This is a genomic window from Sphingomonas quercus, from assembly GCF_018863195.1.
Taxonomy (GTDB): Bacteria; Pseudomonadota; Alphaproteobacteria; order Sphingomonadales; family Sphingomonadaceae; genus Solisphingomonas; species Solisphingomonas quercus.
In genome coordinates, this window is the sequence record NZ_JAHKRT010000001.1 from 558461 (window position 1) to 583818 (window position 25358).

Consider the following 25358-nt stretch of genomic DNA (forward strand, 5'->3'; position numbering starts at 1 on the left):
GGGCCATGATCGCATCGGTCCGGCCCGGCGGGGCCTTCGCCACGCTGCTGCGCGGCACCGCCTTTCTCGGCAGGCATCCGGCGGCGATCGGCACGGAAACGCCGGTCGCGGCACGGCGGCTGCGCGCCAAGGTGCTCGGCAATTGCCTTCGTGAGCTGGATCGCTTCCTCAACCTGCTCATCGACGAGGTCGCCGCCGAGGCCTGCCCCGGTCGGATCGAGCCGATCGGCTTCGCCGGCCAGCGCAACACCGCCAACAAGCTGCGCACCCTCTACGCCATACTCGGCGCCGCCAGTCCGGATCATCACCGGCTGCGCGCGCTCGGCCGCTCGCGCGATTGCCTGTTCCACTGCGGCGGCGTCGCGCGGCGCGGGGATCGTCACGGCGGCACGCGCATGACCGCCGGCTGGCCGCCCAGCGCCGGCCTCAGCGACGCGCCGCTGATGTCGGTGGCGCTCGGCGACACGCTGGTCGTCACCCCGGTCGATCTCCGCCGGGTCTGCGATTTCTACGAGGAGATCGCCGCCGGCCTCGTCGCCCTCAACCCGCGATCGGCCGAAGCGCCGGCCGCCATCGCGACGGCATAGGCGACCAGGTCCCACAGCGAGAACACCCGGCCGAGCAGCAGCTTGCCGGCCATGGTCAGCCGGAACCCGTCCAGCCCCGGCGCGTGATGGAGCTTGAACAGCTCGACCGCGAACGCCACCGCGCCGGCGACGATCGCGCTCCGCATCGGCGACCAGCGCGGCCGCACGGTCGACACGATCCAATAGACCATCAGCGCCCACAGCATCGAGCCGCCATATTTGACGATGACGAAGGGCAGGCCGAGCGGCACCAGCCTGATCGCCAGCCCGGCCGCGATCGTCGCCGCGATCAACAGTGCCGAGACCGGAAGCGCCCTCGCGCCGATCACGCCGCCAGCCAGTTGGCCACGTCCGGCGCGTCGAGCAGGCGGATGTAAAGCCGCCCGTCCGCCGGCTGCGGCACGTCGAGCGTCGTGCCCGGATAGCCGAGCGGCACGTCGAGCTTGGTCTCGAAGCCGGGCGTCGTCGACACGCTCTGGATCAGGTAAAGCCCGTCGCCGGTCAGCCGGCAGCCGCTCTGCGGCGGCGTCGCGCACTCGAACCGGCTCAGCGACGGCAGGCGCACCAGCGTGCCGAGCGGCAGCCAGTCGCTGACCGTGTCCGGGCCGACGACCCGCGCGCGCAGGCCGCCAAAGGCCGATCCGCCCGCCCAATTGCCCGGCTGGAGCAGCGCCACCGCGACATGATCGCCGAGGATGGTCAGCCCCTTGCCGGGGGCCAGTGTAACCGGCGCGCCGCCATGCTCGGCGGTCACCTCGACGCGCTCCTTGCCGGTCCAGTTGGCCGTGCCCTCCAGTCGCAGCGAGAAGGTCAGCGTCGCCGAGGTCGGGATCTGGCTGTCATTGGCAAGGCTGATCGCCACGGGCGCGGCCGCCACCGCCTGCACGTGCCGGGCGATGATCGTCGCGCCCAGCCGCGCCGGCGTCCTGCCGCCGAGCGCGATCTGCTGCCGGCTGCCGTCGAGCCCGGCCAGCGTCAGCGTCAGTGGCCGCTCGGCGGGCAGCGGCACCTTCACCGCATCGGCCGCCGTCCGGCTCCATTTCAGCGCGGCGGGCGCGGCGCCGTCGGTCTGTGCCGTCACCGTGCCGAGACACGCCGCATCGCCACCGGTCAGCACCAGCTCCCCACCCGCCGGCTCGCCCGGTGCCGCCTGCCAGCGCCGGCCGGTCCCCGCCTGGAGGGTGACGGAGGGCCCCTCGAACGGCTCGAAGCCCCACTCGCCGTGCAGCTTCGCCTCCACCGAGCCGCTGAACCGTGCCGGGATCGAGGCGGTGTCGATGACCAGCCCGCCCTGCTCGACATCGGGCGTCGCCGGCAGATCGACGGCGCTGCCATCGGGCAGCTGTGCATGCAGGGTCATCCCGTGCGCGAAGCGGGTCGCGTAGATCAGCGGCGCGCCGGCCATCGGCAGTACCGGGCGGCTCGCCCTCGCGCACAGCCCCGGCGTCGCTTCCGGGATCGCCAGCGGCGGCACGTGCGTCGGCGCGATGATCGGCAGGCCGGTGACCAGCACCGACTTGGGATTGTGGAACGAGGGCGCCGCGTTCAGCACCAGGTTCATCTTGTCGCCGTCGAGCGTGGCGAGCGCGGGGATATATTGATATTTGGCGGTGCCGAACGTGCTCAATATGCCAATCACGTCCCGGATCGCGGCGATATAGGGGCTATATTGGCCGAGCCCGCCCTGCGGCGTCGCGCTGAGCTGGAGGGCGAGGTCGGCGCCCGGCCCCGCCACCGCGTCGGTGATCGCATTGCTGTGCCCGTCGTTCAGCACCAGCGATTCCTGGTTCTGCAACAGACATGCCGCCTGCAACGACGGCATCTTCGTCAGGCAATCGCCGTCCACCTTGATCTGCAGGCTGCGCGCGAGCAGCGGCGTGATCCGGGCGAGCCGCTCCGGATCGTCGGGCGCGGTCTTGCGGATGGCGGCAAGATAGGCGTCCAGCCGGCTGCGATCGAGCGACGCCTGCGCCAGTTCCTGGGCCGCACGCACGAAGGCGCCCGGCCGCCCCTGCACGGCGTTGCGCAGCGTCGAAAAGTCGCCGCCCGTTTCCGGTGCGAGGAACAGGATGATCTGTTGCGCCCCCTCCGGCACGGTCAGGTCCAGCCCGTCCCGCCCGCGCTTGGTCCACGGCTCGGACTTGAAGAACCATTTGTCGGGCGGCGGATTGGTCGATCCGCGCAGGAAGCCGGCGACCAGCAGATAATGCTGGGATTGATCGGCCGGCAGGTCGACACGCACCTTGATGCGGTCGCCCGTCGCCATTTGCGGCACCTGCGCGATCGGCAACGTCTTGCCGTCGCGCGTCACCGCGACACGCAGCGTCGGGCCGGTGAGGTCGAACGGGGCCGTCTCCGCCGCGGCGCATGCGGCACCGGACACTCCCGCCAGGACCAGGATCATTCGAACGAGACGCCGCATAATCACCCTTGAAGGAGCCGAACCCATCCCCCTTGTCACGGCCAGTCATGACCCAGGATGAACGGCGCCTGCACGGATTATATCCTCGGCCTCAGCGATCCGCCTTCCAGCCCAGCGCATCCATCATGATCCGGAACAGCCGGGTGTTCGGAAAGAAGCCCCGAACCTGCTCGGCGCCCGGTCCCGATGCGGCGGCGATCACCTCCTCGCCGGTGTGGCTGTCCTCCACCCCGATCACCGCGTTCGTCTCGCGCGTGGCGCCGGGCTGCCTTGCCGCGGCGGCATATTGATCGGCGAGCGGCGTGGCGCGCACGCCACCGTGCAGCCTCAGGCCAAAGCTGTGGTCGGCGACGAACAGGATCAGCGTGTCCTTGCCGGCGATGGCGCTCACCCGGCGGATCATGTCGTCCATCTCGACGACGTGGCGCAGCCCCTTGTCGGGATCATCGGTGTGCATGTCCCACTCGACCATGAGCATATAGCCCTTCCGGTTGCGGCTGAGGCTCGAAATGGCCGCCTCCACGGTCGGCAGCGCGGCGAAATCCTCGTCCCGCAGGATCGCGGCGCGCCTGGTCTCACGGGTCAGCGCCCCCGGATCGTCGCTGAAGCGATAACCGGCGCCGGTGAAGGCCCGCTCGGCGGTAAGGCCCTGCCGGGCGAAGGATTGGTCGGCATCCTTGCGCCCCTTGCCGACGAGGATATCGACGCCCTTGCCGTAGCGCGGGGCCAGCATCTGCCGGAAGATCATGTCCTTGTCGGAGCGCGCCGGGACATGGGCGAAACAGGCCGCCGGCGTCGCATCCCAGATCGGCATGTTGGTGACGACGCCGGTGGAGAGGCCCCTCTCCCCGGCATATTCGAAGATCGTCTTGACCGGCGCCGGAGCGTTGCCGCCAGCCGTCGGCACCACCGAGAGCCACCCGTTATTGGTCTTGTTGCCGGTGACGATCGCCGTCATCCCCGCCGCCGAATCCGTCACCCAGCGATCGAGCGAGGAGGTATCGGACAGGCCGATATTGGGCATGGACTGGATGAACAGCGATTGCGGGCGATTGTGCGCAAGGATGCCGCCGGCGTTCAGGGTCGGCAGGCCGCCGGCATCGCCGAGGAAGATGATGACGTTGCGCGCCTGCCGGGCATCGGCCTGCGCGGTTGCGCCGATCGCCAGCACCAGGGCGGCCACAGCGATGCGCAGCCGAAGAGACACAGATGTCATTCGAAGCGCCTTTTCCGTTCGGGTTCGCGCGGGCCATAATCGCGATGCGCGACAAAGCTGTGGCACTCCGACGCGATGAAGATCAGCCCGGCCGCTGGTCGTTCTTGCCGACCGCCCGCGCGCGCAGCCCCTTCACCTGATCGACGGTGATCTGCCCGGCGAAGCTGTTGCCGAAATGGCTGCGGATATAATTGGCGACGTCGGCCACCTGCTGGTCGGTGAGGTCGGAGAAGGGCGGCATCGCCTTCTGCCCGCGCAGCACGATCAGCACGGGATAGAGCGGCGTCTGGAGTTTGCGGTTGCCGGTCAGCGCCGGATAGGCGCCGGCGCCGGTGGCGCCCCTGGCATCCGGCATGTGGCATCCCTGGCAAAGCCGCTGGTAGGTCTCCTCGCCGCTGCGATAGGGGTAGCCGCGCTCATATTGAGCCGCCGCGGCGCCGGCCAGGGTCACCACGCCGAGCCCCGCGCAGAGCAGCAGGCCGATCTTGTGGGGCGTCATGGTCATGATGGCTCAACCTTGCATGATGCGCTGGTGAAGGCGGGTGATGGCGTTGATCGAGGACAGCACCGCCCCCTCCTGCCATGCCGGGATCATCGAGACATGCTCGCCGGCCATCACGATCCGCCCGTCGATCTGGCAGAGATTGTCGTAATGCTGCGCGCGGCGTTCCTCCGTCCAGCCGCCGAAACAGCCGAGCGTCCATGGCACCCGATGCCAGGCGACGCTGGCGCCGGTATCGAACTCGGTGCGATATTGCGGGTGGATGTTGGCGCCGAGCTCGACCGCTAGCTTGACGCGATCCTCCGGCGCCAGCGCGGTGAACTCCTCGCCGGGCCGCCCGAATGTGTAGGCGCCGAGCAGCACCCCCTTGCCGGAGCTGAAATAATCGGTCGCCGGATAGGCGATCATCGCGTTCGCCTGATCCGTATAGGTGATGCCGCCATAGATATCCTCGTCCTGCTCCCAGAAGCGGCGCTTCATCTGGAGGCCGACCTTGCACGATGCGGCGTAAGGAATGGCGTTGATCGCCGCCTGCATCGGTGCCGAGACGCTGATCGGGATCTGGCTCAGGATCGAGGCCGGAATGGTGCACACGCACCAGTCCGCCTGCGCGGTCTGCGGCGCGCCGCCCTTCTTTGCGTCGACGAAGCTGACGGTGACGCCGCTTTCGTTCTGGTCGATGCGGGTGACCTTGGCGTCGTAGCGGATCACCTCCTTGAGCAGTTCGCCGAACTTGCGCCCGATCATGCCCATGCCACCGACCGGCTGGAACAGGGTCTGCTGCTCCTCATGCTCGTTGGACTGGGCGAGCGCGCGCCACAGCTGGGACTTGAGGATGTCGGACAGGCCGACCGGATCGCTCGGGGTCGGCCGGGCGTCGAGCCCCCCGCCGGGCGGATGGTCGAAGCCGCGCCGGCTGCTCGCTTCGAGGCTTTTGCCGTACCGGAAATTCTCGTCGAGCGCGCCGAAGCCGCGCAGCGATTCCAGCAATATCTCCTGATCTTCCTTGGTCACCGATTGATCGAGGCGGCTCTGCTGCACGGTCTTGGCGAGCAGTTCGGCGACATGGCCCTCATAATCGGCCTTGATCGAACGATAGCGCTGCGGCTTCCCGCCGAAGGCACGGGTGGAATGGAGATAGGCGGCATAGTTGATCTGGATGAACGGCTGCAGCGTCGCGCCGACCAGCGCGGCATAATGGAGGATGCCGCGATGATGATGCGGAATGCGCCACGGCCCGGGATTGAGGTACAGCCCCTTGTCGAAGCCGACATGCTGGGTGAAGCCGCCCAGCTCGGTATAGACGTCGCCGCCATAGAGCGACCAGTTCCGCCCGCCGGAGCGATTGTTATATTCGAGGATCTGTACCTTGTAGCCGGCCTTGCGCAGCTCATAGGCGGCGACCATCCCGGCCAGCCCCGCGCCGAGGATCAGCACCGACGCGCCCCTCGGCGCGCCCTGCAGGCCGAAGCGCGGATCGAACGTCGATTCCGCGGCGAAGGCGAGCGAGCTCATCGCCTGATACATGGCGGCCGTTCCCGCCACCCTGCCGATCAGCGTGAACAGCTCCCGCCGGTTCATCGGCGACGAAGGCTCCGCATCCTGTTCCATTCCACCCCTGACCTTCCCTATCGGGCGTGACGCACCACCCGCTTTTGCCGCACCTCGGCACCGTAGACGACGCCCTCGCGATCCGCCCAGACCCCTTCTGGCCCGCTGGTGTCGCGGGCATCGGGATCAGGCTCGTCGTCGGGGATGAACGCCGTCACCGCGCCGCTGCGCGCGCTGCCGACGCGGATGCCGCGCTTCCAGCCGGGATGATGGCCATAGCCTTGAGGCGTGCGGGATTCGGAATCGGCGACATAGATCATGTCGCGCGCGTCGATATAGACGCCGCTCGGCCGGCTGAACTGCTTCCAGCTGTCGAGCAGCTTGCCGTCCTGGTCGTAGATCTGGATGCGATCATTGTCGCGATCGCCGACGAACAGCCGGCCCTTGCTGTCCAGGGCCAGCGCGTGCGGCATGTTGAGCTGGCCGGGGCCGCGCCCGAGCGCGCCCCATTGCTTGATCAGCTTGCCCGCGGCGTCGAACTTCATCACCCGCGCGGTGGTGTCGGGATCATGGCCGTCGGTGACGAAGACGGTGCCGGCCGGCGTCACCAGCACCGCGGTCGGCTCCAGAAAGGTGTCGGGGCCGACGGCGCTGACCCCGGTCTTGCCGAGCACCAGCAGCACCTCGCCGGCCGGGCTCATCTTGGTGACGGTGCCGCCCTTGCCGTGGCGCACATAGGTGTCGGTCAGCCACAGATTGTCCCGGGCATCGATGAACAGGCCGTGCGGAAAGGCGAAGCGGCCGCCGCCGAACGCCTTGATGAAATTGCCCCGCGCGTCGAACTCCATGATCGGATCGAGCCCGCTCTGGGAACAATCATTGGCGCCACAGCGGTCGGCGATCCAGATATGGCCCTTGCTGTCCACCGCCACCGCGCTGGACGACCCCATCGTCCGCCCCGGCGGCAGCTTGAAGAAACCCGCATCGGCCTTGTACGGATTGGCATAGCCGTTCGGATCGGTGGCCGGCGCCGACGCCGTGTCGAGCGCCGCGAAGGCCGCCAGCGCCAGCCCGATGACTGCGATACGCGCCATGGTGAGCTCCCGTTCGGCCGCTATTTCCGCGACGGCAATGTATAGGCGACATATTCGCCTGAATAGATCCCGCCGGAAATGGCGACGATGATAAATTGCCGGCCGTTGACCATATAGGTCATCGGCGAGCCGGATTGCGGCGCGTTCATGAATACGGCGCCGACCTCCTTGCCGTTGGTCTTGTCATAGGCGCGCAGCATGGCGCCGCGCGGATGCTCGGACGTGCTCGTCACCTGGCCATCGCCGGCGATGACCAGCGACTTCGTCACCAGCGTGCCGATCTGGTACGTCGACTGGCCGGTGCGAGGTATGTTCAAGCCCTTCAGCGCAGAATGATTGCGGATGAAGTCGGGCGTCTCGCCATGCGGAATCCGCCATTTGATCGTGCCGTTGTTGACGTCGATCGCCGAGATCACCGAATAGGGCGGCTTGACCAGCGGCATCCCCTCGACGTCGAGCGATACGAAGCCGTCCGTGTCGCCCGGCTTGGGCGGGGGCGGCGGCGGCACGTCGGCGCCGGCGATCTCGCCCGGGCTCTTGATGATCGTCACGGGACGCCCGGCGACGCCGACCAGATAGTCGAGGTCGGTGACGTCCTTCGGCCCCGGCACCAGCCCGATCGATTCCGTGCAGGACGTGCAGGCGAAGACATAGGCGATGCCCGTCTCGGGATCGAACGAGCCGCCCGGCCAGTTGGTGCCGCCCGACGCCGTCACCATCACCACGCCGAGTTGCTGCGGCGTGCTCACCACCGGCGGGGTGAAGATCGGGCCGAGCTTGTAGTTCTTCGTCAGCTCCAGCGCCTTCTGGCGCAGTTCGGGCGTGAAATCGATGAGGTCGTCCTTCTGCACGCTGTTGCGCGCATAGGCCGGCGGCCTCGACGGGATCGGCTGGGTCGGGGAATACCATTCGCCCGGCACATTGCCCTTCTCGACCTTGGTCTCGTTGATCGGCCAGATCGGCTTGCCGGTCTCGCGGTCGAACACATAGAGGAAATTCTGCTTGCTGGGCAGCGCCACCACCTTGCGCGGCGTGCCATCCACCGTCACGTTCATCAGCAGCGGCGCCGACGAATTGTCGAAATCCCAGATTTCGTGATGGATCAGCTGGTAATGCCATTTGCGCTGGCCGGTATTGAGGTCGACCGCGACAAGGCTATTGCCGAACAGGCCATTGCCCGGCCGATGCCCGCCGTAGAAATCGCTGGTCGCCGATTCCACCGCGAGATAGGCGAGATTGAGCTCCGGGTCGATCGACACCTGTGTCCACAGGCCGGCATTGCCGTTGATCTCGGCCGAGCCTTTCAGCCATGTATCATAGCCGAACTCGCCCTTTTGCGGAATGGTGTGGAAAATCCACATCCGCTTGCCGGTGCGCACGTCGAAGCCGCGCACATAGCCCTTGGTGTTGGCATGGGTCTTGGCGGTATAGCCCTCGCGGAAGGCGGCCCCGATGATGATGGTGTTGCCTGAAATCGCCGGCGCCGAATGCAGGCCGACCTCGCCGGTTTCCAGCCCGCCCTTCAGCTCCTGGTCGAAATCCTCCTTCAGGTCGACGATGCCGTCCTTGCCGAAGCCCGTCACCGGCTGGCCGTTCCGCGCGTCGAGCGCCACCAGCCGATAGCCGGGCGTCACATAGAGGATGCGCTTCTCCTTGCCATCCGTCCAATAGCTCAGCCCGCGCCCGGACAAGGCGCGCGGCGAGGCGGCGCCGCGCGGCCCCTCGCGCTCGCTGTGCATCCACAGCATCTCCCCGGTGACCCCGTCGAGGGCGACGACGCCGCGCCGCGTGCCGGCCGTCATATAGACCACGCCGTCGACGGCGAGCGGGGTCCCCTCCAGCTTGAACTCCGGGCGGGTGCCGATGCGGTCGGTCTTGAACCGCCACGCGACCTCCAGCTCGTTGAAGTTGGCGGCGTTGATCTGGTCGAGGGGGCGATAGCGGCTGCCCGCGAGATCCGCATTATAGGTCGGCCAGTCCATATTCTGGCCCGACGCCGGCGCCTGCGCCGCAGCGACGTGCGCTGCGAGAAGCAGCGTTGCCGTGCCGGACACCAGCCGATGAAATGCGCGAGACATCGCTATCCTCCCCCCTTGCTTTCATTGCATTCGTTCGATCAGAACCGCACGCCGATGCGGGCATAATAATAGCCGCCATTATAGCCATAGGCGGAAGAGGTGTTGACGTTGGTCGCATAGCTCGGCGAACCGGACAGAAGCCTCGGCTGTCGGATTTCCTTGAAGGGGGGCTTGGTCGGATATTTGTTGAACAGATTGTTCGCGCCGATCGAAATCTTGATCGGCTCGGCGATCTGATAGCCGAGTTCAAGATTGGTGATGAACGCCGCCTTCGCCCGGGTCTTCACGTCCTCGCCCTCGATCGGGCTGCCCGAAGGCGCCGTGCCGAGCGTGTAGAGCGAGGAGTAGAAATTCTCCTGAAGGCTGGCGGTGAGCTTGCCGAGCGTGACGAACGCGCTCGCCGTCGCGCGGAAACGGGGCGTGCTGTGCTCCATCTCGGCAACCGAGTAGCGATCCTGGAGCACGGTGAGGTCCGGCGTCGTCGTCGAGGTGTAGAGCTGCGCCGGCAGCGGGTAGATCTTGCGCACCTTGTTGGCGTTGTAATTGCCGGACAGCGACCAGTCGACGCGCGCGCCGCCGAAGTTGCTGGAATAGCTCATTACCGCGTCGACGCCCTGGGTGCGCATCGTCACGCCATTGACGAAGGTCTGCATGAACACCGAGCCTTCGGCGCTGCGGCCCAGCGCCGGATCGCCGTTGACGTAAAGCGTCGCCGGCGGAATCTGCCCGCCGAGCGCGGCGGCCATCGCATCATAGACCGCCTGCTGATTGTGGATCTTGTAGAGATTCTCGTCGAACGTCGCCAGGCAGCTGGACTGGGTCGGATTGGCGCCGCTGGCGTCGTAGAGGCTGCGCGGGCAATAAGGCCCGTCGAAGCCGTTGAAATTGCTCGACATGACGATCCGGTTGCGCAGGTCGATGCGATAGGCGTCGATGGTGATCGTGAGCCGCTCGACCGGATGCAGCACCAGGCCGAGGCTGTAATTGGTCGATTTTTCGGGCTTGAGGTTGCCGAAACCGAGCCCGGCCGCCGCCGCGCTGTTCGGCGCGAACACGCCGCCGACATAATCGGAGCTGACATTGATGCCGTTGTAGAATTCCTCGGCCAGCGTCGGCGCGCGGAACCCGGTCGACACCGTGCCGCGAATGGCGATGGCATCGGAGAAGTCATAGCGGCTGGTCAGCTTGAACACGGTGGTGTTGCCGAAGTCGCTATAATGTTCATGGCGGACAGCACCGTCGATCAGCCACTTGTCGGTCGGCTTGATGGTAACGTCGAGATATTGCGAGAAGTTGTTGCGCGAATTGCGGCTGGCATCGTTCGGACCCCAGCCGAAGAAGGATTGCGCGCCGCTGCCGTAACGCGAGGCCGGATCGCCCTCTCCGAGGCGATAGGTCTCGTGGCGATATTCGAGGCCGGCGGCGACCGTAATCGGCTCGGCGAAACCGACGTCGAACTGGTGCGTCAGGTCGAGCGTGTTGCTCCACTGGCTCGCCGTCAGATTGCCGATATAGAAGGTGTTCGGGCTGAACCCGGTGTCGCTGTACAGCGAGGCGTTGGCCGAATGCTGGACATAGACGTCATAGCGATCGCGCCCATAGGTCGAGGCAAGGTCGAACGTGGTCTCGCCGACATTGCCCTTGAACCCGCCCGTGAACGAATAGTCCGTCTCGGAAAAGCGCTGCTGCGGCTCAAACCCGGACGGATAGAGCAGCTTCAACGTGCCATCGGCGTTGGTCGCGTCATTGGCGCCGACCGTGCAGCCCACCGCCCCGACTTCGCAGGTCACCGCGCTCGGGTTGCGATAAATCTCGTTGGCGGTGGCCTTCTTGTGGCCATAGCTGCCGAAACTGTAGAGCTCGAAATCGCCGAACTCATAGCCGGCATTGTACATGACCGACGTCTGATCAAGTTCAGGATCGCCGGTATAGCGGTTGGTATAGGGATAATAGGGGTTTTTCGGCAGCAACGGGAAGTTGGCGAGGTTACGGATCGCCGTCGGGTTGTTGCCAAATACCGAGGCATCGGCATTGCCGCGGAAGCTGAACCCCTTGTGCGTCTTGCCGGCGGTGATGTTCAGATAGGCGCCCTCGAATGGCGCCAGCCCGATATTGCCGTTGACCGTATAGCTCTTGCCGCCCTGGTCGTAATAGCGGCCGCCCGTCAGATTGATCGTGCCGCCATGATCGGCTTTTTTCTGGATGAAGTTGATCACGCCGGCGATGGCGTCCGTGCCATATTGCGCGGCGGCACCGTCCTGCAGCACTTCGACATGGTCGACCGATTCCGAAAGGATGAAGCTGACGTCAGGCGCGGCGCTGCCGCCGAACGGGCCGCCGGCCACCGAGACATTGGCCGTGCCGTGACGTCGCTTGCCGTTGACCAGGATCAGCGTGTGGTTCGGGCTCAGGCCACGCAGCTTCATCTGCAAATTGACCTGCTGCAGGTCGGTGCCGAAGGCCTGGGCCTGCACGGACGGCAGGTTTTGCGACAGGCTCGATACCAGGTCCGGCTGGCCTGTGCGTTGCAGCATGTCGCTGCCCAGCAGCTGGATCGGCGCCGGGCTGTCTGCCGCCCTCATGCCGGTGGTGCGGGTGCCGGTGACGATGATGTCCGCCTGCGGCTCGGCGTTGGCGACCTGCTGGGCGCCAGCGGCGCCAGCGGCGGTCAGCATGGCGACAGCGATCGCCAGGCGCGAAGAATGCGCGAAAGATGACATGATTATCCTCCCACCAAAAGACGAGGCGTGCCAGGTCGCGCGCTGTCGCGGGTCGCCTGGAATTATTTCCTGTGTATCGCCTGTGACTTTCCCGCCGCATCCGGATCCCCATCCGGCCAGAGACGAGCGACCGCCCCTTCCACCCGGCTCCGCAAAAGCCCAAGTGAAACGAACGTTTCATTATAAATAAATCTAAGAGATTTATTGCAGCATTACACCAGCTGCCGGCGTCCCCCTCCCTTTATATGCCACTGTTGCGGCTATTATCTTGGCGGGATTGTGTTTCGATTCGCGTGGCAGAAGCAATCGGCAATAATGCGCTTTCGTTGTGCAACTATGCACTCATTGCATGCGGCGGATCGGGAGGGCGCCGGGCGCCCTCCTGGCCCGCTTCAGATCATCGCCTTGGCGCGCTCAATGTCCCCCTGATCCTGCTGGTGGCGCTGCTGCTCGCCGGCTGCGCCACGACGCCGCCGGCGGTCGAGATCCGCACCGTTCATGTCGACCGGCCGATCGCGGTGCCGTGCATCGCCGGCCCGCTGCCCGACAAGCCGGCCTCCGGGCTGGACCGCGTGACCGGCCTCCCCACCCATGATCTCGACATCGTTGGCGCCGCCTATCTGCGCATCGATGCCCATGCCGACGAGCTGCGCGCGCTGGCGGCGGCCTGCACGACAACGAAGGCGGCGGATTGATCATGCGGCGACGGCGGCCGTCTCCATCACCACCCGGCGGCCGCACAGGCGCAGCGCCTGGTCGAGCTGGGCGACGGTCGAGGCATGCCGCAGGTCGAGCAGTCGATCGATCTGGCGCGGATTGAGCGCCATCGCGCGGGCGAGATCGGCCTTGCGCCAATCGCGCTCCCTCATCGCCGCATAAACGGCCAGTTTCAGGGTGCTAAGCAGGTCCGGCATGACCGTTGGTCGACCATTCGCCGCACTGGCGGGCGGCAGGGGGCGCCAGTCAGCCATATAGCCCATCAGCGCCGTCTCCAGCGCGTCGACCGCCCGCGCCAGCGCGTCGGCCTCGGTCTCCCCGAACGTCACCGCCTCCGGCACGTCGGGGAAGGTGACCAGATAGGAGCCGTCGTCATCGCGCGCGATTTCCACCGGATATTCGAACATCATCGCGTTCCTTCCGTGCTCGGGTCAGTCGATCCCGAGGTCTTTCTTGATCTTGCGCATCAGCCCCGTGCCGAATTGTTTCGCCCCGCCATGCTGGGGCAGGGGCCGACATCCGGTTGCCCCGGCGGGCGATCACCCTCCCCGCCCCCTTCAGATCATCGCCTTGGCACGCTGATAGGCCGTCTTCAGCGACGCCTTCTTGGCATCGCTGAGCGGCGGATAAGGGAGGCGCGGATACCAGTCGCCGCCGCCCATATCGAGGCTGAGCAGGTATTTCATGTGCGGATAGGAATAGATCGCGTCCCCGCCCTCGGTCTTCATCACCGAACCGATCACCGCGTTCAGCTTCTGCGCGGCGGGCTTCCAGTCGCCCTTGGCGCGATAGGTGTGGAACACGTTGGCGCAGAGCTTGCTGAACGAATTGCCCTCAGCGAGGATCGCGCCCATGCCATTGTCCAGCGCCGTCTCCAGCAGGTCGGCGCCGCCGGTGCGCATGTTGAGGTCCGGGAAATTGCGGATGAACTCGGCATAGCCCGGCGCATTGCCGCTCGAATCCTTGATGCCGGCAAGATGCGGATAATGATGCAACGCCTTCAACAGCTCGATGCTGATCGGCACCTCGCTGGTGCCGGGGATGTGATAGAGGTTGATCGGCGTGCTGACGGCATCGAACAGCATCGAATAATAGTTGGTCAGTCCCGCAACCGGCGGCGCGTTGAAATAGAAGGGCGGGATGACGAGGAACCCGTCGACGCCCAATCCCTCGGCATGCCTGGCAAGGTCGATCGTCTCGGCGATGTTGGACGTGCCGGGGTTGACGATGATGTTCATGCCGTTGCGATGCTTCATCGCCGTCTCGAGGATCGCCTTGCGTTCTGCCACGGAGAAGGACGGAAATTCGCCCGATGTCCCGAGCACGGTCACGCCGTCGGCGCCACACTCCTTGTGCCACTGCATGATCGCGGCCATCGCCCCGGGATCGAATTGCAGGTTGCGGTTGCACGGCGTGATCGTCGCCACCCAGTAAAAGGCCTTGGTCGGGCTACCCAGCCGGCGGCCTTGCGCGAGGGCGGGCGTCGCCCCGCCCAGCATCGCCGCCGCCCCCAATCCGCCCAGCGCCGCGAGCGTCGTCCTGCGATCCAGATCCATATTCACCTCTCCAATCGGGCGAAGCGCCCGGCCCTTGGTTCATGTGCCATTCCTGGCATCTTCTATGACGAAGCCACTTCCTCGTTCCGCGATCATGATCGTCGGCGTGTTGGTGTTACCCGAGGTGATCGTCGGCATCACCGATGCGTCGATCACGCGCAACCTGTCGACGCCGCGCACGCGCAGCCGCTCGTCGACCACCGCGCCCGCATCGCCGGCCCGGCCCATCCTTGCGGTGCCGACAGGATGGAAGATCGTCGTGCCGATATCGCCGGCCGCGCGCACCAGTTCATCCGTGTCGTCCCCTATGCCGGCGCCCGGCACATGTTCCGCAGGCGAATAGCGCGCCAGCGCCGGCTGCTGCATCAGCCGCCGCGTCACCCGGATCGCATCGGCAGCGATACGCCGGTCCTCCTCGGTGGCGAGATAATTGGGCTTGATGGACGGCTTGTCGTGCAGGTCCGCCGAGCGGATGCGGACATGTCCGCGCGAGGTCGGCCGGAGGTTGCAGGCGCTGACGGTGATCGCCGGAAAGCGATGGAGTGGCTCGCCGAAACTGTCGAGCGACAGCGGCTGGACGTGGAATTGCAGGTTCGGCCGCTCCTGCGCTGCATCCGAGCGGGTGAAGATGCCGAGCTGGGACGGCGCCATGGTCAGCGGTCCGCGCCGGAACAGGGCGTAGCCCAGCCCCATCAGCGCCCGGCGGGGCAACGAATGATAGGTCTCGTTGAGCGTCTTCACCCCGCGCACGGTGTAGATCATCCGCTGCTGGAGGTGATCCTGCAGATTCTCGCCGACCCCCGCATGCGCCGCCGCCACCGGGACGCCGAGCGACCTCAGCAGATCGGCCGGCCCGACGCCGGAGCGCTGCAATATCTCGATGGAGCCGATCGCCCCGCTCGACAGGATCACCTCGCCCTCGGCCGTCGCCTCGAACCACCGTCCGCCGCGGCGAAAGCGGACGCCCTTCGCCAGCAGTCCGTCGAACACCAGCCGATCGACCTGGGCCTCGGTGACGAGCCGGAGATTGGGCCGCTTCAGCACCGGCTTCAGGAATCCCCGCGCCGAAGACCAGCGCAGGCCGCGCTTCTGGTTGACATGGAAATAGCCGACGCCCTCATTATTGCCGGTGTTGAAATCCTGCGACGCCGGAATGCCCATCTCGATTGCCGCCGCGCGCACCGTATCCAGCACATCCCAGCGCAGCCGCGGCGCCTCCACCCGCCACTCGCCCCCGCTGCCATGATGCTCGGTGTCGCCAAGGAAATGATCGTCGAGCCGGCGGAACAGCGGGAACACGTCTTCTGCCGACCAGCCCGGCAGGCCGAGCTGGCGCCAATGGTCGTAATCCTCGCGCTGCCCGCGCATCGAGATCATCGCGTTGATCGCCGATGATCCCCCGATCACCTTGCCGCGCGGATAGGCGAGCGAGCGGCCGTTCAACCCCTCCTCCGCCTCGGTCCGGAACATCCAGTCGCTGCGCGGATTGCCGATCGCGAACAGATAGCCGACCGGCACGTGCAGCCAGATCCAGTCGTCCCGCCCCCCGGCCTCGATGATCAGCACCCGCTTCGACGGGTCCGCCGACAGCCGGTTGGCGACGACGCAGCCGGCCGAGCCCGCGCCGACGACGATATAGTCATAACGGCCGTCCAGCCGTTCCGCCCCGGCCATGTCCGCTCAGCGATACCGGACGATGCGCGCCGCCCCGGCCGTCATCCCGGCCACTGCCCGGGCGATATCGTCGTCCACTCCCGCTCCCTTCTTTTCCCTTTCCGACGATCGCCGGTCAGCGATGAGTCGGCATCTGGAACTCGGCACCTTTGGCGATGCTATCAGGCCAGCGCTGCATGATCGACTTCTGCCGCGTGTAAAATCGTACCCCCTCCTCGCCATAGACATGCATGTCGCCGAACAGGCTGCGCTTCCAGCCGCCGAAGCCATGCCAGGACATCGGCACCGGGATCGGCACGTTGATGCCGACCATGCCGGCCTCGACATGGCGCCCGAACTCGCGCGCGACATGGCCGTCGCTGGTAAAGCAACTGACGCCATTGCCGAACTCGTGAGCGTTGATCAGCGCCAGCGCCTCGCTCAGCGTATCCACCCGCACGCAGGCCAGCACCGGGCCGAATATTTCCTCCCGGTAGATCGTCATATCGGGCGTGACCTGATCGAACAGCGTCGCTCCGAGGAAGAAGCCCCGCGCTGCCCCCTTGACGCTATGGCCGCGCCCGTCGACGAGCAGGATAGCGCCCTCCGCGACGCCCTTGTCGATATAGCCGGTGACACGCCCCCTCGCCGCCTCGGTGACGATCGGCCCCATCTCGATCCCGTCGGCCAGCCCGTCGCCGATGCGCAGCTGCCGGGCGCGCTCGACCAGCATCGGCATGATGGCGTCGGCGGCCCTGCCCACCAGGATCGCCACCGAAATCGCCATGCAACGCTCGCCGGCCGAGCCATAGGCGGCGCCGATCAGCGCATCGACCACCTTTTCCGGATCGGCATCCGGCATGGCGACGAGGTGGTTCTTGGCCCCGCCCAGCGCCTGCACCCGCTTGCCTCTGGCGGCGCCGCGCTCGTAGATCGCATTGGCGATCGGCGTCGATCCGACGAAGGAGACCGCCTTGACGTCGGGATGGTCGATCAGCGCGTCGACCGCCTCCTTGTCCCCCTGGATGACGTTGAACACGCCATCGGGGAGCCCGGCCTCGCGGAGCAGCCCGGCCATCATCAGCGACGGTGTCGGGTCGATCGGGCTGGGCTTAAGGATGAAGCAGTTGCCCGCCGCCAGCGCGATCGGGAACATCCATGCCGGCACCATCACCGGGAAATTGAACGGCGTGATGCCGGCGACGACGCCGAGCGGTTGCCGGAACGTCCAGTTATCGATGTTGGTGGAAACCTGATCGGTGAAATCGCCTTTCAGCAGCTGCGGGATTCCGCAGGCGAATTCGACGATGTCGATGCCGCGCTCGACTTCGCCCTGCGCGTCGGAAAAGACCTTGCCATGTTCGGCGGTGATCGCGCGGGCGAGATCGTCCCGGTGCTCGCGCATCAGCGCCAGGAAGCGGTTGAGGATGCGCGCACGACGCAGCGGCGGGGTGTCCGCCCAGGCCGGGAAGGCCTGCTTGGCGACGGCCACCGCCTCCGCGACATCGGTCGCCGACGAGAGCACGACGCGCGCCGCCACCTCGCCGCGCGCCGGGTTGAACACGTCCTGCTCCCGTCCGCTCGCAGAGGCGAGCGTCCTGCCGCCGATGAAATTGCCGATGATGCCGGCTTTCAGGGATGCGCCAAGGTCAGCCATAATACCTTCGATCTGGTTGGAATTGTCTTTGCCGTCCGCGATCGCGCAGGGGAAGCCGTCGGCAGGCGTCGCCGCCCCCGGCTGTTCCCGTCACGAGATTGTTGACGTGTCCATGTTTTCGTGATGCATTTTTGCACAGCTCCCCGGGGTGACAAGCAGCAATAATGCGGCTTCGATGTGCAAAAGGTAGCATCGATGGATTGGGACAAGGTTCGCATCTTCCTCGCCGTCGCCCGCAGCGGGCAGCTTCTCGCCGCGGCCCGCAATCTGGGGCTGAACCATGCCACGGTCGGCCGACAATTGACCGCGCTGGAGGAAGAGCTTCGGGTCAAGCTGATCGAACGCCACGTCAATGGCTGTTCGCTGACCTTGGCGGGCGAGGCGATGCTGGCCACCGCCGAGAAAGTGGAATCCGAATTCCTGCAATTCGAATCCGGCCTGTCCGGGGCAATTCGCGGTGTCGTCCGCATCGGCGCGCCGGATGGCCTCGGCAATTACTTCCTCGCCACGCGCCTCGCCGAACTGTCGATGAAGCACAGCGATCTGCTGATCCAGCTGCTGCCGTTGCCGCGCAGCTTCTCATTGTCGCGGCGCGAGGCCGATCTGGTCATCACCCTGGACAGGCCGGCACAGGGCAATCTGATCATCCAGAAACTCACCGACTATACGCTCAGCCTCTATGCCTCCGAAGAATATCTCGAGCGATCCCCGCCGATTCGCCATGTCGATGATCTCGCCCAACACCTGTTCATCACCTTTGTCGACGACGCGATGTACACGCCGTCACTGGATTATGGGCGCGAACTGGCGTCCGGAATGCCGCACCGGTTCGAATGCGGCAGCGTCGTCGGGCAGATGGAGGCCGTGAAGGCCAGTCGCGGCGTCGCCATCCTCCATGATTATGCCGCCAAGGACGTGCCGTCGCTGCGGCGCGTGCTGCCCGACCTGCGCTTCGTGCGCAGCTATTGGCTGACCTCCCATCCCGACACGCATCGCTCGCACCGGGTCACCGAAGTCCGCCGCCACATCGCCGAGGCGATCGGCCTCGCCCGGGAGAGCTTCTGCCCCTGGGGCATCCCCGACCGGCTCGCCGCCTGACCTTGTACCAGGCCGTGAACCGATAAACGGCCGCGTTGGGCGCCGGCCACGAACGGAAGCTAAGGGGGCCGGACAGAACGAGGTCGATGTCTCGATCGTTGTCGGTGCCAAGCCGGACCATTCCGGCGTCAGCTTCGAGACGCGCTAAGACTGCGAACGAACGGGGAAGACGGCGCGATAGCGGAGGCCGCTTTCTATCAGTCTAGGGCCTCGTCCGCATTACCGAGCCGGGCATGTCAACGTCGCCAGACAGGCTGCGCAGCATCGGCCGCCCAGCCGCGATCGACCCTCCGCCTCAGCCGTCCTTCTTCCGGCCAATGAACAGGCGCCGTGATGGCCGCCATGGTCGAGATGCTGGACGGTGAACCGTTCGATCCCGTTGGTGTATAGCAGCGCCATGACCTGGTTTAGGTCATAATCATACATCATCATCATGCCGGAGCCGGGCGGGGTTTCGATGAGGGTCCGCAGCCCGTCGCCGTCCCACGACACGAAATCCATGCCCACACCACCCATTGTCATGGCACCGCGCGCCTTGAACGCCCCGACATGCAGGGTAAGCGCGCCGCCGGGCGCGAGCGCTTGCAACAGCCTCGCCAGCAAAGGCACCCCGTTGGCCGGGTGGATATGCTGGAAGACGATCAGCGAATTGATCCAGTCCACTTGCACGTCGGGAATTTCCGCGACGATCTCCACATGCGCAGGCACGTTGCGCCGGGCCTCCTCGCGCATCCCGGATGCGACATCGACACCATAGACCCGCTCCGTCGCGATATCCGCAATCGGGCAGGTCAGCCGCCCGACGCCGCACCCGAAATCGATCGCGGTGCGTGGATGGAAAGGCCCGTAATGCCGCCGCAACAGGTCAACCTGCCAGCCGATGTCCGCCCGGCCGCTCGCGAAGAAACGCTCCCGCCTCTCCGGCGTCATCCGCTCCCGGAAATGGTCGGGGTCGATCAGCACGCCATAATAGGGCTCGCCCGAAATGCCCTCCCAGTCGGCATTGGTGTCGCGTACCATTGCTCATCCTGTCTCGTCCGCCGAAAACTCATGGACCACCATCGGGCGCGGCGCCAGCTTTCCGTCCGGATAATCAGCCTGTCCGCCGGTTGCGTTCCCGGATGCGCAGCCGGACAGAACGAGGTCGATGTCTCGATCGTTGTCGGTGCCGAGCCGGACCCGTCGCCATGTCCGGCGCATCACCATGCTCACGCTGCGGCGGCGTGACGACCGGAAAGGACGAGGATCGCTGATGGAGCAGATTGCCGGCTGGGTCGCCCCTATCGCCACGATGCTCGCCGCGATGATGACCGCCGCCAATCTCGGCGCGCGCATCACCGGCTGGGGCTTCGTCGTATTCACCGTGGGCTCGATCGCCTGGTCAGTGGTGGCGATCGTTACCGGGCAGGCCAATCTGCTGTGGACGAACGGCTTCCTCACTTTCGTCAATCTCGTCGGCATCTGGCGCTGGCTCGGCCGGCAGGCCCGCTATGACGATGGCGGCGAGGCCGCCGCCGCCCGCAGCGCCGCTGCGCGCACGCCCAGCCTGTTCCCGATCGGCGCCCTCGCCGGCGCCCGGCTGGTCGGCCGCGACGGCGCGCCGATCGCCACGGTGATCGAAGGGATGATGCGCTGCTCCGATGCCAGCCTCGCCTATCTGGTGGTCAGCGAGGGCGGCGTCGCCGGGGTCGGCGAGCGCCTCCACGCCCTTCCCCTCGACGAGCTGAGCCTCGCCGAAGGCACCATCGCCTGCCGTCTGACTGCGCAGGAGCTGGAGGCGCGCCCCGTCCTCGACACCGAAGCCTGGCCCGCCTCAGCGGGAGAAGTCCGGCAGCACCCGCTCCCCTGACTGCGACTGCCGCCCGTGTCATCCGCGATGCGGGCGGTAGAAGATGTGGCTGCGGATCTGGGCGATCTTGTCCAGCGTCGGCATCCAATAGGGCACCGTCCAGTCGGTGTGATAATGGGTCGCCCGCCCCACCGGCGCGAATACATAGCCGTTGAGCGCGCGCCGCGCCGCCGCGCGGGCCGCCGTCCAGCCCTTGTGTTCCGGCCGGCGGGTCAGCGAGCCATCGCAGGTGAAGGAGAATTGGCAGCCGGTGCTGCGCGACGACCCCTGATAGACCACGCCGCATACCGTCTTGGGATATTGCGGCCGCGCCACCCGGTTCAGCACCACCTGGATCACCGCCTTCTGGCCATCGGCGTCGCTGCCCGCCTCGTAGAGCGCGGCGGTGGCGAGGCATTGCACCGCCTGTTCCCGCGCCGCCGGCGTACCACGGAAATGATAGGGCCGGGCGGCCGCCAGCCCCCCGGCGATGATCGGCACGGAGGCGTTGAGCGCGCGCGCCTGCTCCATGTCGAGATTGACCGGCGGCGGCGCCACCGGGAGGATGCTGCGCCAGCCGCCCCGCGCCGCCAGCCACAGACCGCCCATCGCCAGCAGCAGCAAGGTCGTGGCGGTACGCGACCGCCGGCGCACCGCGCGCCTTGATCGTCTCCTGCGCCGGCGCACGGTGGAAGCCATGGCCGCCGGATAATCGCGGAGCGGCGTCGCTCACAAGGCCCTTCGAGACGAGCCGAGGCGAAAGCCGTGTTTGGCCGGCGCCACCGAAACATTGCTCGCGCAGACCGACCCCGCTCGGCTAGTGGCGCCGCCGATGAGTCGCTCCAATTCCCCCCTCTTCGTGCCGCTGATGGCCGGCGCCAGCCTGCGCGATCGGCTGATCGCCTGCCTCGGCGCGCTGGCCTGCATCGCGGCAACCAGCGCGGCCTTCCTGTTGCTGCCGCCGGCGACGGCCCATCTGCCGCTGCTGGTGGCGCCGCCCGGCGCGTCGGCGGTGCTGCTGTTCGCGGTGCCGACCAGCCCGCTCGCCCAGCCCTGGGCCATCGTCGGCGGCAACACCGTCTCGGCGCTGGTCGGCGTCGTGGCGGCATGGGCGGTGCCCCAGACCTCGCTCGCCGCCGGCCTCGCCGTCAGCGGCGCGATCCTCGCCATGTCGCTGCTTCGCTGCCTGCACCCGCCCGGTGGCGCCGCCGCGCTGACGGCGGTCATCGGCGGGCCGGCGGTGACCGCGGCCGGCTTCGTGTTCCCGTTCATGCCGGTGGCGCTCAACTCGCTGCTGCTGGTGGCGCTCGGCTGGTGTTTCCATCGTTTCTCGGGCCACAGCTATCCGCATCGCGCCGCTACGCCGCCGGCTGCCGTGCCATTGGCGATCGAGCCGGGCGACATCGATCGCGCACTCGAGGAGGCGGGCGAGCCGTTCGACGTCGCCCGCGAGGATCTCCAGCTCCTCTTCCGCCGCGCCGAGGCTCACGCCCAGGCGCGTCGCGAAGCGGCCCGCATCATCGCCTCCAGCCGCGGCCGCCAGCGCCTCCGCCAACGATAGCTCGACCGGACGCGCGCCCGTTGCGCCGGCGAGCGGATCGAGCCTGACGGTGCGACAAAGCGCCGACATCCGCGGCCGGCAAGCCGAGCATGACGGGCGAGAGGACGACAATCGAGTTCCGGTCACCCCCGAACCGTTTCAGGCCCCCGTCGCGCCAGCCCCCCGCCCTGATGCCCTCCGTCGCCCGGCTGGCGCTCCCCCGGTTATACTGGCACATTGCCCGGCAGCACTGGGGGAGGCGCCGCATCATGATCCACCCGCGCGCGCCCGGGACCAGCGTCGCCGTCGCCGATCATTATGACGAGCTCGACCCGATCTACCGCTCGCTGTGGGGCGAGCATGTCCATCACGGCCTCTGGCGCTCCGGCGGCGAGACGCCCGCCGAGGCGGTGATCGCGCTCAGCGACATGGTCGGCGAGCGGCTCGGCTTCCGGGCCGGCGACCGGCTGGTCGATATCGGCTGCGGCTATGGCGCCACCGCCCGCCGCTTCGCCGCGCGCGGCGCGGTCGTCAGCGGCTTCACCCTGTCGCAGGCGCAGGTCGACGCCGCCCCGCCCGCCGCCAACGTCTCGCTCGCCTGCCGGGACTGGCTCGACAATCGCCTGCCCGATGCGGGCTTCGACGGCGCCTATGCCATCGAGAGTTCGGAACATATGGTCGACAAGCCCCGCTTCTTCGCCGAGGCCCGCCGCGTGCTCCGCCCGGGCGCGCCGCTGGTGGTGTGCGCGTGGCTCGCCTGCGACCGGCCGACGCGCTGGCAGGTCGATCATCTGCTCGAACCGATCTGCTACGAAGGCGGGCTGCCCTCGATGGGCAACGCCGCCGAGTATCGCGCCATGGCCGAGGCGGCCGGCTTCGCGACGATCAGCCATGTGGATGTCAGCGCCGCGGTGGCGCGCACCTGGACGATCTGCGCCGCCCGCTTCGTCCGCGCGATGCTCGCCGATCGGGCGACCCGCGCCACCGTGCTGCGCGCCCGCAACCGCCGCTTCGCGCTCAGCCTGCCGCGCCTCATCTGGGCCTATCGCACCGGCGCGATGCGCTACGGCGTATTCACTTTCCGCTAGCTTTGCAGGATCGGCCGGGTGACGTCCCGGCGATGGCGCGCGCGAACAGGGCCGTGTTGCGCGATCAAACAATCCATCTCGCGCCAAAACCGCCGCGCACGATCGTCCGCTTCGTCAGCTTCAGAGCCAGTTCTTCCTCGAACACGCCCGGCGAGAATGCGGAGCTAGCGCTGCGGCGGAGGCCGCCGTCCGCGATGGCCGCCCGCCGGTGGGCCGCCCGGTCGGCCGCCGCCACGATAAGGCCGCGGCTGGTGCTGCGGCCCATCCCCGCGCGGCGCCCCGCGCGGTGCCGGCCGCTCGGGCGGCGCGGACGGCTCGATGCGCACATCGGCGCCGTCTCCATCGCCGCCGGCGGTGCGGGCGAGCGCGGCGGTGAACTTCGCCGCCGCCCCGCTCGACACCTGGAACCAGGTTTCGTTGGTGGCGATGCGGATCGCGCCGATCTCGTTCTTGGTGATATGCCCACGCCGGCACAGCAGGGGCAGGATCCAGCGCGGATCGGCATTATGGCGGCGGCCGACGTCCATGCGGAACCAGGCCACGTCCTCGAAGCCGGGGCGGTGCCGTTCGCGCTGCGCCTCGCGTCGCGCCTCGGGCGTGTTCTCGATAAGCTCCTCGGGCTCGGGCAGCGCCCGGCGGTGCGCCCGCACCAGCGCCGCGGCGATGTCCTCGGCCGAACGCTCGGTCATCAGCCGCGCGGCGAGCGCGCGGTCCTCCTCGTCATATTCGGCCGGCTCGAGCAAGGTGGCGAGCAGCCGCTCGCGATCCTTCGCGCGGATCAGCTGCGGCGTCGGCGCGTCGATCCACTCCGCCTGAATGCGAGCGCCGCGCAGCATCGATTCCACCCGGCGGCGCTGCGGATAGGGGACGATCAGCACCGCCGTGCCCTTGCGTCCGGCGCGGCCGGTGCGGCCGGATCGGTGTTGCAGCGTCTCGGCGTCGCGAGGGATCTCGACATGGACGACGAGGCTCAGCGTCGGCAGGTCGATGCCGCGAGCGGCGACATCGGTCGCCACGCACACCCGCGCGCGCCGGTCGCGCAGCGCTTGCAGCGCGTGGTTGCGCTCCGACTGGCTATGCTCGCCGGACAGCGCCACGGCGGCGAAGCCGCGCTCCTGCAACAGCGCGTGCAGCCGGCGGACATTGTCGCGCGTCGCGCAGAACAGCATCGCCGTCTCCGCCTCGTGGAAGCGGAGCAGGTTGACGACGGCATGCTCGATCTCGGCCGGCGCCACCGTCACCGCCTGATAGGCGATATCGCCATGGCCGGCGGCCTCGCTCACCGTGGAGATGCGCAGCGCGTCCCGCTGGTAGCGTTTGGCCAGGGCCACGATCGGGCGCGGCATCGTCGCCGAGAACAGCAATGTGCGACGATTCTCGGGCGTCGCGTCGAGGATTTCTTCCAGATCCTCGCGGAAGCCCATGTCGAGCATCTCGTCGGCCTCGTCGAGCACGGCGGCCCGCAGGCCCGAAAGGTCGAGCGCGCCGCGTTCGAGATGGTCGCGCAGGCGGCCGGGGGTGCCGACGACGATCTGCGCGCCGGCCCGCAGTGCGCGGCGTTCCTTGGCGGCGTCCATGCCGCCGACGCAGGTGGCAATGCGCCCGCCGGCCGGCCCGTAGAGCCAGATCAGCTCGCGGCTGACCTGCAACGCCAGCTCGCGGGTCGGGGCGATGATCAGGGCAAGGGGCGCCGCCACCTGCGGCACCTGGCCGTTCTCGCCGATCAGCTCGCCGGCCATCGCCAGCCCGAAGGCGACGGTCTTGCCGGAGCCGGTTTGCGCCGAAACGATCAGGTCGCGGCCTTCGGCCTGCGCTTCGAGCACGGCGGCCTGCACGGGCGTCGGCTCGGCATAGCCGCGCCCCGCGAGCGCCTCGCGCAGATGGGTCGGCAGATTGGAAAAACTCATGTCACTCACAAATCATTGGAAAGAGCAAAAGCGGCGACAAATCGCCGGCCATCGGCGCCCGTTAGCACGGACCGGCGCGGGAGGGTGAGAAAACTCTGTGCCCTTTCGCGCCAAAGCCCGAAGATGCTAGGGGGATTTGGGCAG

General features: G+C 67.4%; 22 protein-coding genes. 6 read left to right on the plus strand and 16 right to left on the minus strand.

All coding sequences use genetic code 11. From position 1 onward, the window contains the following. Positions 1–5: 5 nt before the first annotated feature. A complete protein-coding gene (locus KOF26_RS02780) occupies positions 6–587 on the plus strand; it encodes a hypothetical protein (RefSeq protein ID WP_216319561.1) in 582 nt (193 codons plus the stop codon). Here KOF26_RS02780 and KOF26_RS02785 read toward each other — a convergent pair. From KOF26_RS02785 to KOF26_RS02820, 8 genes are all read right to left on the minus strand, one after another. Continuing rightward, complete coding sequence (locus KOF26_RS02785) at positions 509–916, minus strand: ribosomal maturation YjgA family protein (protein ID WP_216319564.1); 408 nt, start codon at positions 914–916, stop codon at positions 509–511. The genes KOF26_RS02780 and KOF26_RS02785 overlap by 79 nt on opposite strands. Next, the gene (locus KOF26_RS02790) at positions 913–2991 is read right to left on the minus strand and encodes a hypothetical protein (RefSeq protein WP_216319567.1); all 2079 of its coding nucleotides are present in this window, start codon (positions 2989–2991) and stop codon (positions 913–915) included. The genes KOF26_RS02785 and KOF26_RS02790 overlap by 4 nt, the downstream gene beginning before the upstream one ends. A gap of 109 nt (positions 2992–3100) precedes the next feature. Then, complete coding sequence (locus tag KOF26_RS02795) at positions 3101–4225, minus strand: alkaline phosphatase (RefSeq protein ID WP_216319570.1); 1125 nt, start codon at positions 4223–4225, stop codon at positions 3101–3103. An 82-nt stretch (positions 4226–4307) separates the two neighbouring features. Then, on the minus strand, positions 4308–4730 hold the full coding sequence (locus KOF26_RS02800) for a c-type cytochrome (RefSeq protein WP_216319573.1): 423 nt from the start codon (positions 4728–4730) through the stop codon (positions 4308–4310). Positions 4731–4736: 6 nt separating this feature from the next. Then, positions 4737–6338, minus strand: coding sequence for a flavin monoamine oxidase family protein (locus KOF26_RS02805; protein ID WP_216319576.1), 1602 nt, complete (start codon positions 6336–6338; stop codon positions 4737–4739). A 17-nt stretch (positions 6339–6355) separates the two neighbouring features. After that, a complete protein-coding gene (locus KOF26_RS02810; RefSeq protein ID WP_216319579.1) occupies positions 6356–7372 on the minus strand; it encodes a peptidyl-alpha-hydroxyglycine alpha-amidating lyase family protein in 1017 nt (338 codons plus the stop codon). Positions 7373–7392: 20 nt separating this feature from the next. Beyond that, a complete protein-coding gene (locus KOF26_RS02815) occupies positions 7393–9450 on the minus strand; it encodes an outer membrane protein assembly factor BamB family protein (RefSeq protein ID WP_216319582.1) in 2058 nt (685 codons plus the stop codon). Positions 9451–9488: 38 nt separating this feature from the next. Then, positions 9489–12170: a TonB-dependent receptor plug domain-containing protein gene (locus tag KOF26_RS02820; protein WP_216319584.1), complete on the minus strand. Its 2682-nt coding sequence runs from the start codon at positions 12168–12170 to the stop codon at positions 9489–9491. Positions 12171–12463: 293 nt separating this feature from the next. Here KOF26_RS02820 and KOF26_RS02825 point away from each other — a divergent pair, with 293 nt between their 5' ends. Then, positions 12464–12865: a hypothetical protein gene (locus KOF26_RS02825; RefSeq protein WP_216319587.1), complete on the plus strand. Its 402-nt coding sequence runs from the start codon at positions 12464–12466 to the stop codon at positions 12863–12865. Here KOF26_RS02825 and KOF26_RS02830 read toward each other — a convergent pair whose 3' ends face one another. The 4 genes from KOF26_RS02830 to KOF26_RS02845 form a co-directional block, all read right to left on the minus strand. Beyond that, the gene (locus KOF26_RS02830) at positions 12866–13294 is read right to left on the minus strand and encodes a type II toxin-antitoxin system HicB family antitoxin (RefSeq protein ID WP_216319590.1); all 429 of its coding nucleotides are present in this window, start codon (positions 13292–13294) and stop codon (positions 12866–12868) included. Between the two features lie 150 nt (positions 13295–13444). Further along, entirely contained in the window at positions 13445–14443 is a 999-nt protein-coding gene (locus KOF26_RS02835; protein WP_216319592.1) for a dihydrodipicolinate synthase family protein, read from the minus strand. A 39-nt stretch (positions 14444–14482) separates the two neighbouring features. Further along, entirely contained in the window at positions 14483–16117 is a 1635-nt protein-coding gene (locus KOF26_RS02840; protein ID WP_216319595.1) for a GMC family oxidoreductase, read from the minus strand. Positions 16118–16232: 115 nt separating this feature from the next. Further along, complete coding sequence (locus tag KOF26_RS02845) at positions 16233–17753, minus strand: CoA-acylating methylmalonate-semialdehyde dehydrogenase (RefSeq protein ID WP_216319598.1); 1521 nt, start codon at positions 17751–17753, stop codon at positions 16233–16235. 177 nt (positions 17754–17930) lie between these two features. Between KOF26_RS02845 and KOF26_RS02850 the strand changes: the two genes are divergently transcribed. Next, on the plus strand, positions 17931–18851 hold the full coding sequence (locus KOF26_RS02850) for a LysR family transcriptional regulator (RefSeq protein ID WP_216319612.1): 921 nt from the start codon (positions 17931–17933) through the stop codon (positions 18849–18851). Positions 18852–19070: 219 nt separating this feature from the next. On the opposite strand, the gene KOF26_RS02855 is transcribed toward KOF26_RS02850, so the two are convergent. Beyond that, positions 19071–19814, minus strand: coding sequence for a class I SAM-dependent methyltransferase (locus tag KOF26_RS02855; RefSeq protein WP_216319614.1), 744 nt, complete (start codon positions 19812–19814; stop codon positions 19071–19073). A 60-nt stretch (positions 19815–19874) separates the two neighbouring features. Beyond that, entirely contained in the window at positions 19875–20063 is a 189-nt protein-coding gene (locus KOF26_RS02860; RefSeq protein ID WP_216319982.1) for a hypothetical protein, read from the minus strand. 40 nt (positions 20064–20103) lie between these two features. On the opposite strand from KOF26_RS02860, the gene KOF26_RS02865 reads away from it, so the two are divergent. Beyond that, the gene (locus KOF26_RS02865; protein ID WP_253200968.1) at positions 20104–20700 is read left to right on the plus strand and encodes a PRC-barrel domain containing protein; all 597 of its coding nucleotides are present in this window, start codon (positions 20104–20106) and stop codon (positions 20698–20700) included. 18 nt (positions 20701–20718) lie between these two features. Here KOF26_RS02865 and KOF26_RS02870 read toward each other — a convergent pair whose 3' ends face one another. Further along, positions 20719–21333: a cell wall hydrolase gene (locus KOF26_RS02870; RefSeq protein WP_363181663.1), complete on the minus strand. Its 615-nt coding sequence runs from the start codon at positions 21331–21333 to the stop codon at positions 20719–20721. 178 nt (positions 21334–21511) lie between these two features. Between KOF26_RS02870 and KOF26_RS02875 the strand changes: the two genes are divergently transcribed. Together KOF26_RS02875 and KOF26_RS02880 are read left to right on the plus strand one after the other, a co-directional pair. Next, positions 21512–22240, plus strand: a complete 729-nt coding sequence (locus KOF26_RS02875; RefSeq protein WP_216319621.1) for an HPP family protein — start codon at positions 21512–21514, stop codon at positions 22238–22240. A gap of 248 nt (positions 22241–22488) precedes the next feature. Continuing rightward, positions 22489–23307: a class I SAM-dependent methyltransferase gene (locus tag KOF26_RS02880; RefSeq protein ID WP_216319623.1), complete on the plus strand. Its 819-nt coding sequence runs from the start codon at positions 22489–22491 to the stop codon at positions 23305–23307. A 164-nt stretch (positions 23308–23471) separates the two neighbouring features. Here KOF26_RS02880 and KOF26_RS02885 read toward each other — a convergent pair whose 3' ends face one another. Continuing rightward, entirely contained in the window at positions 23472–25214 is a 1743-nt protein-coding gene (locus KOF26_RS02885) for a DEAD/DEAH box helicase (RefSeq protein ID WP_216319626.1), read from the minus strand. Between the last annotated feature and the right edge of the window lie 144 nt (positions 25215–25358).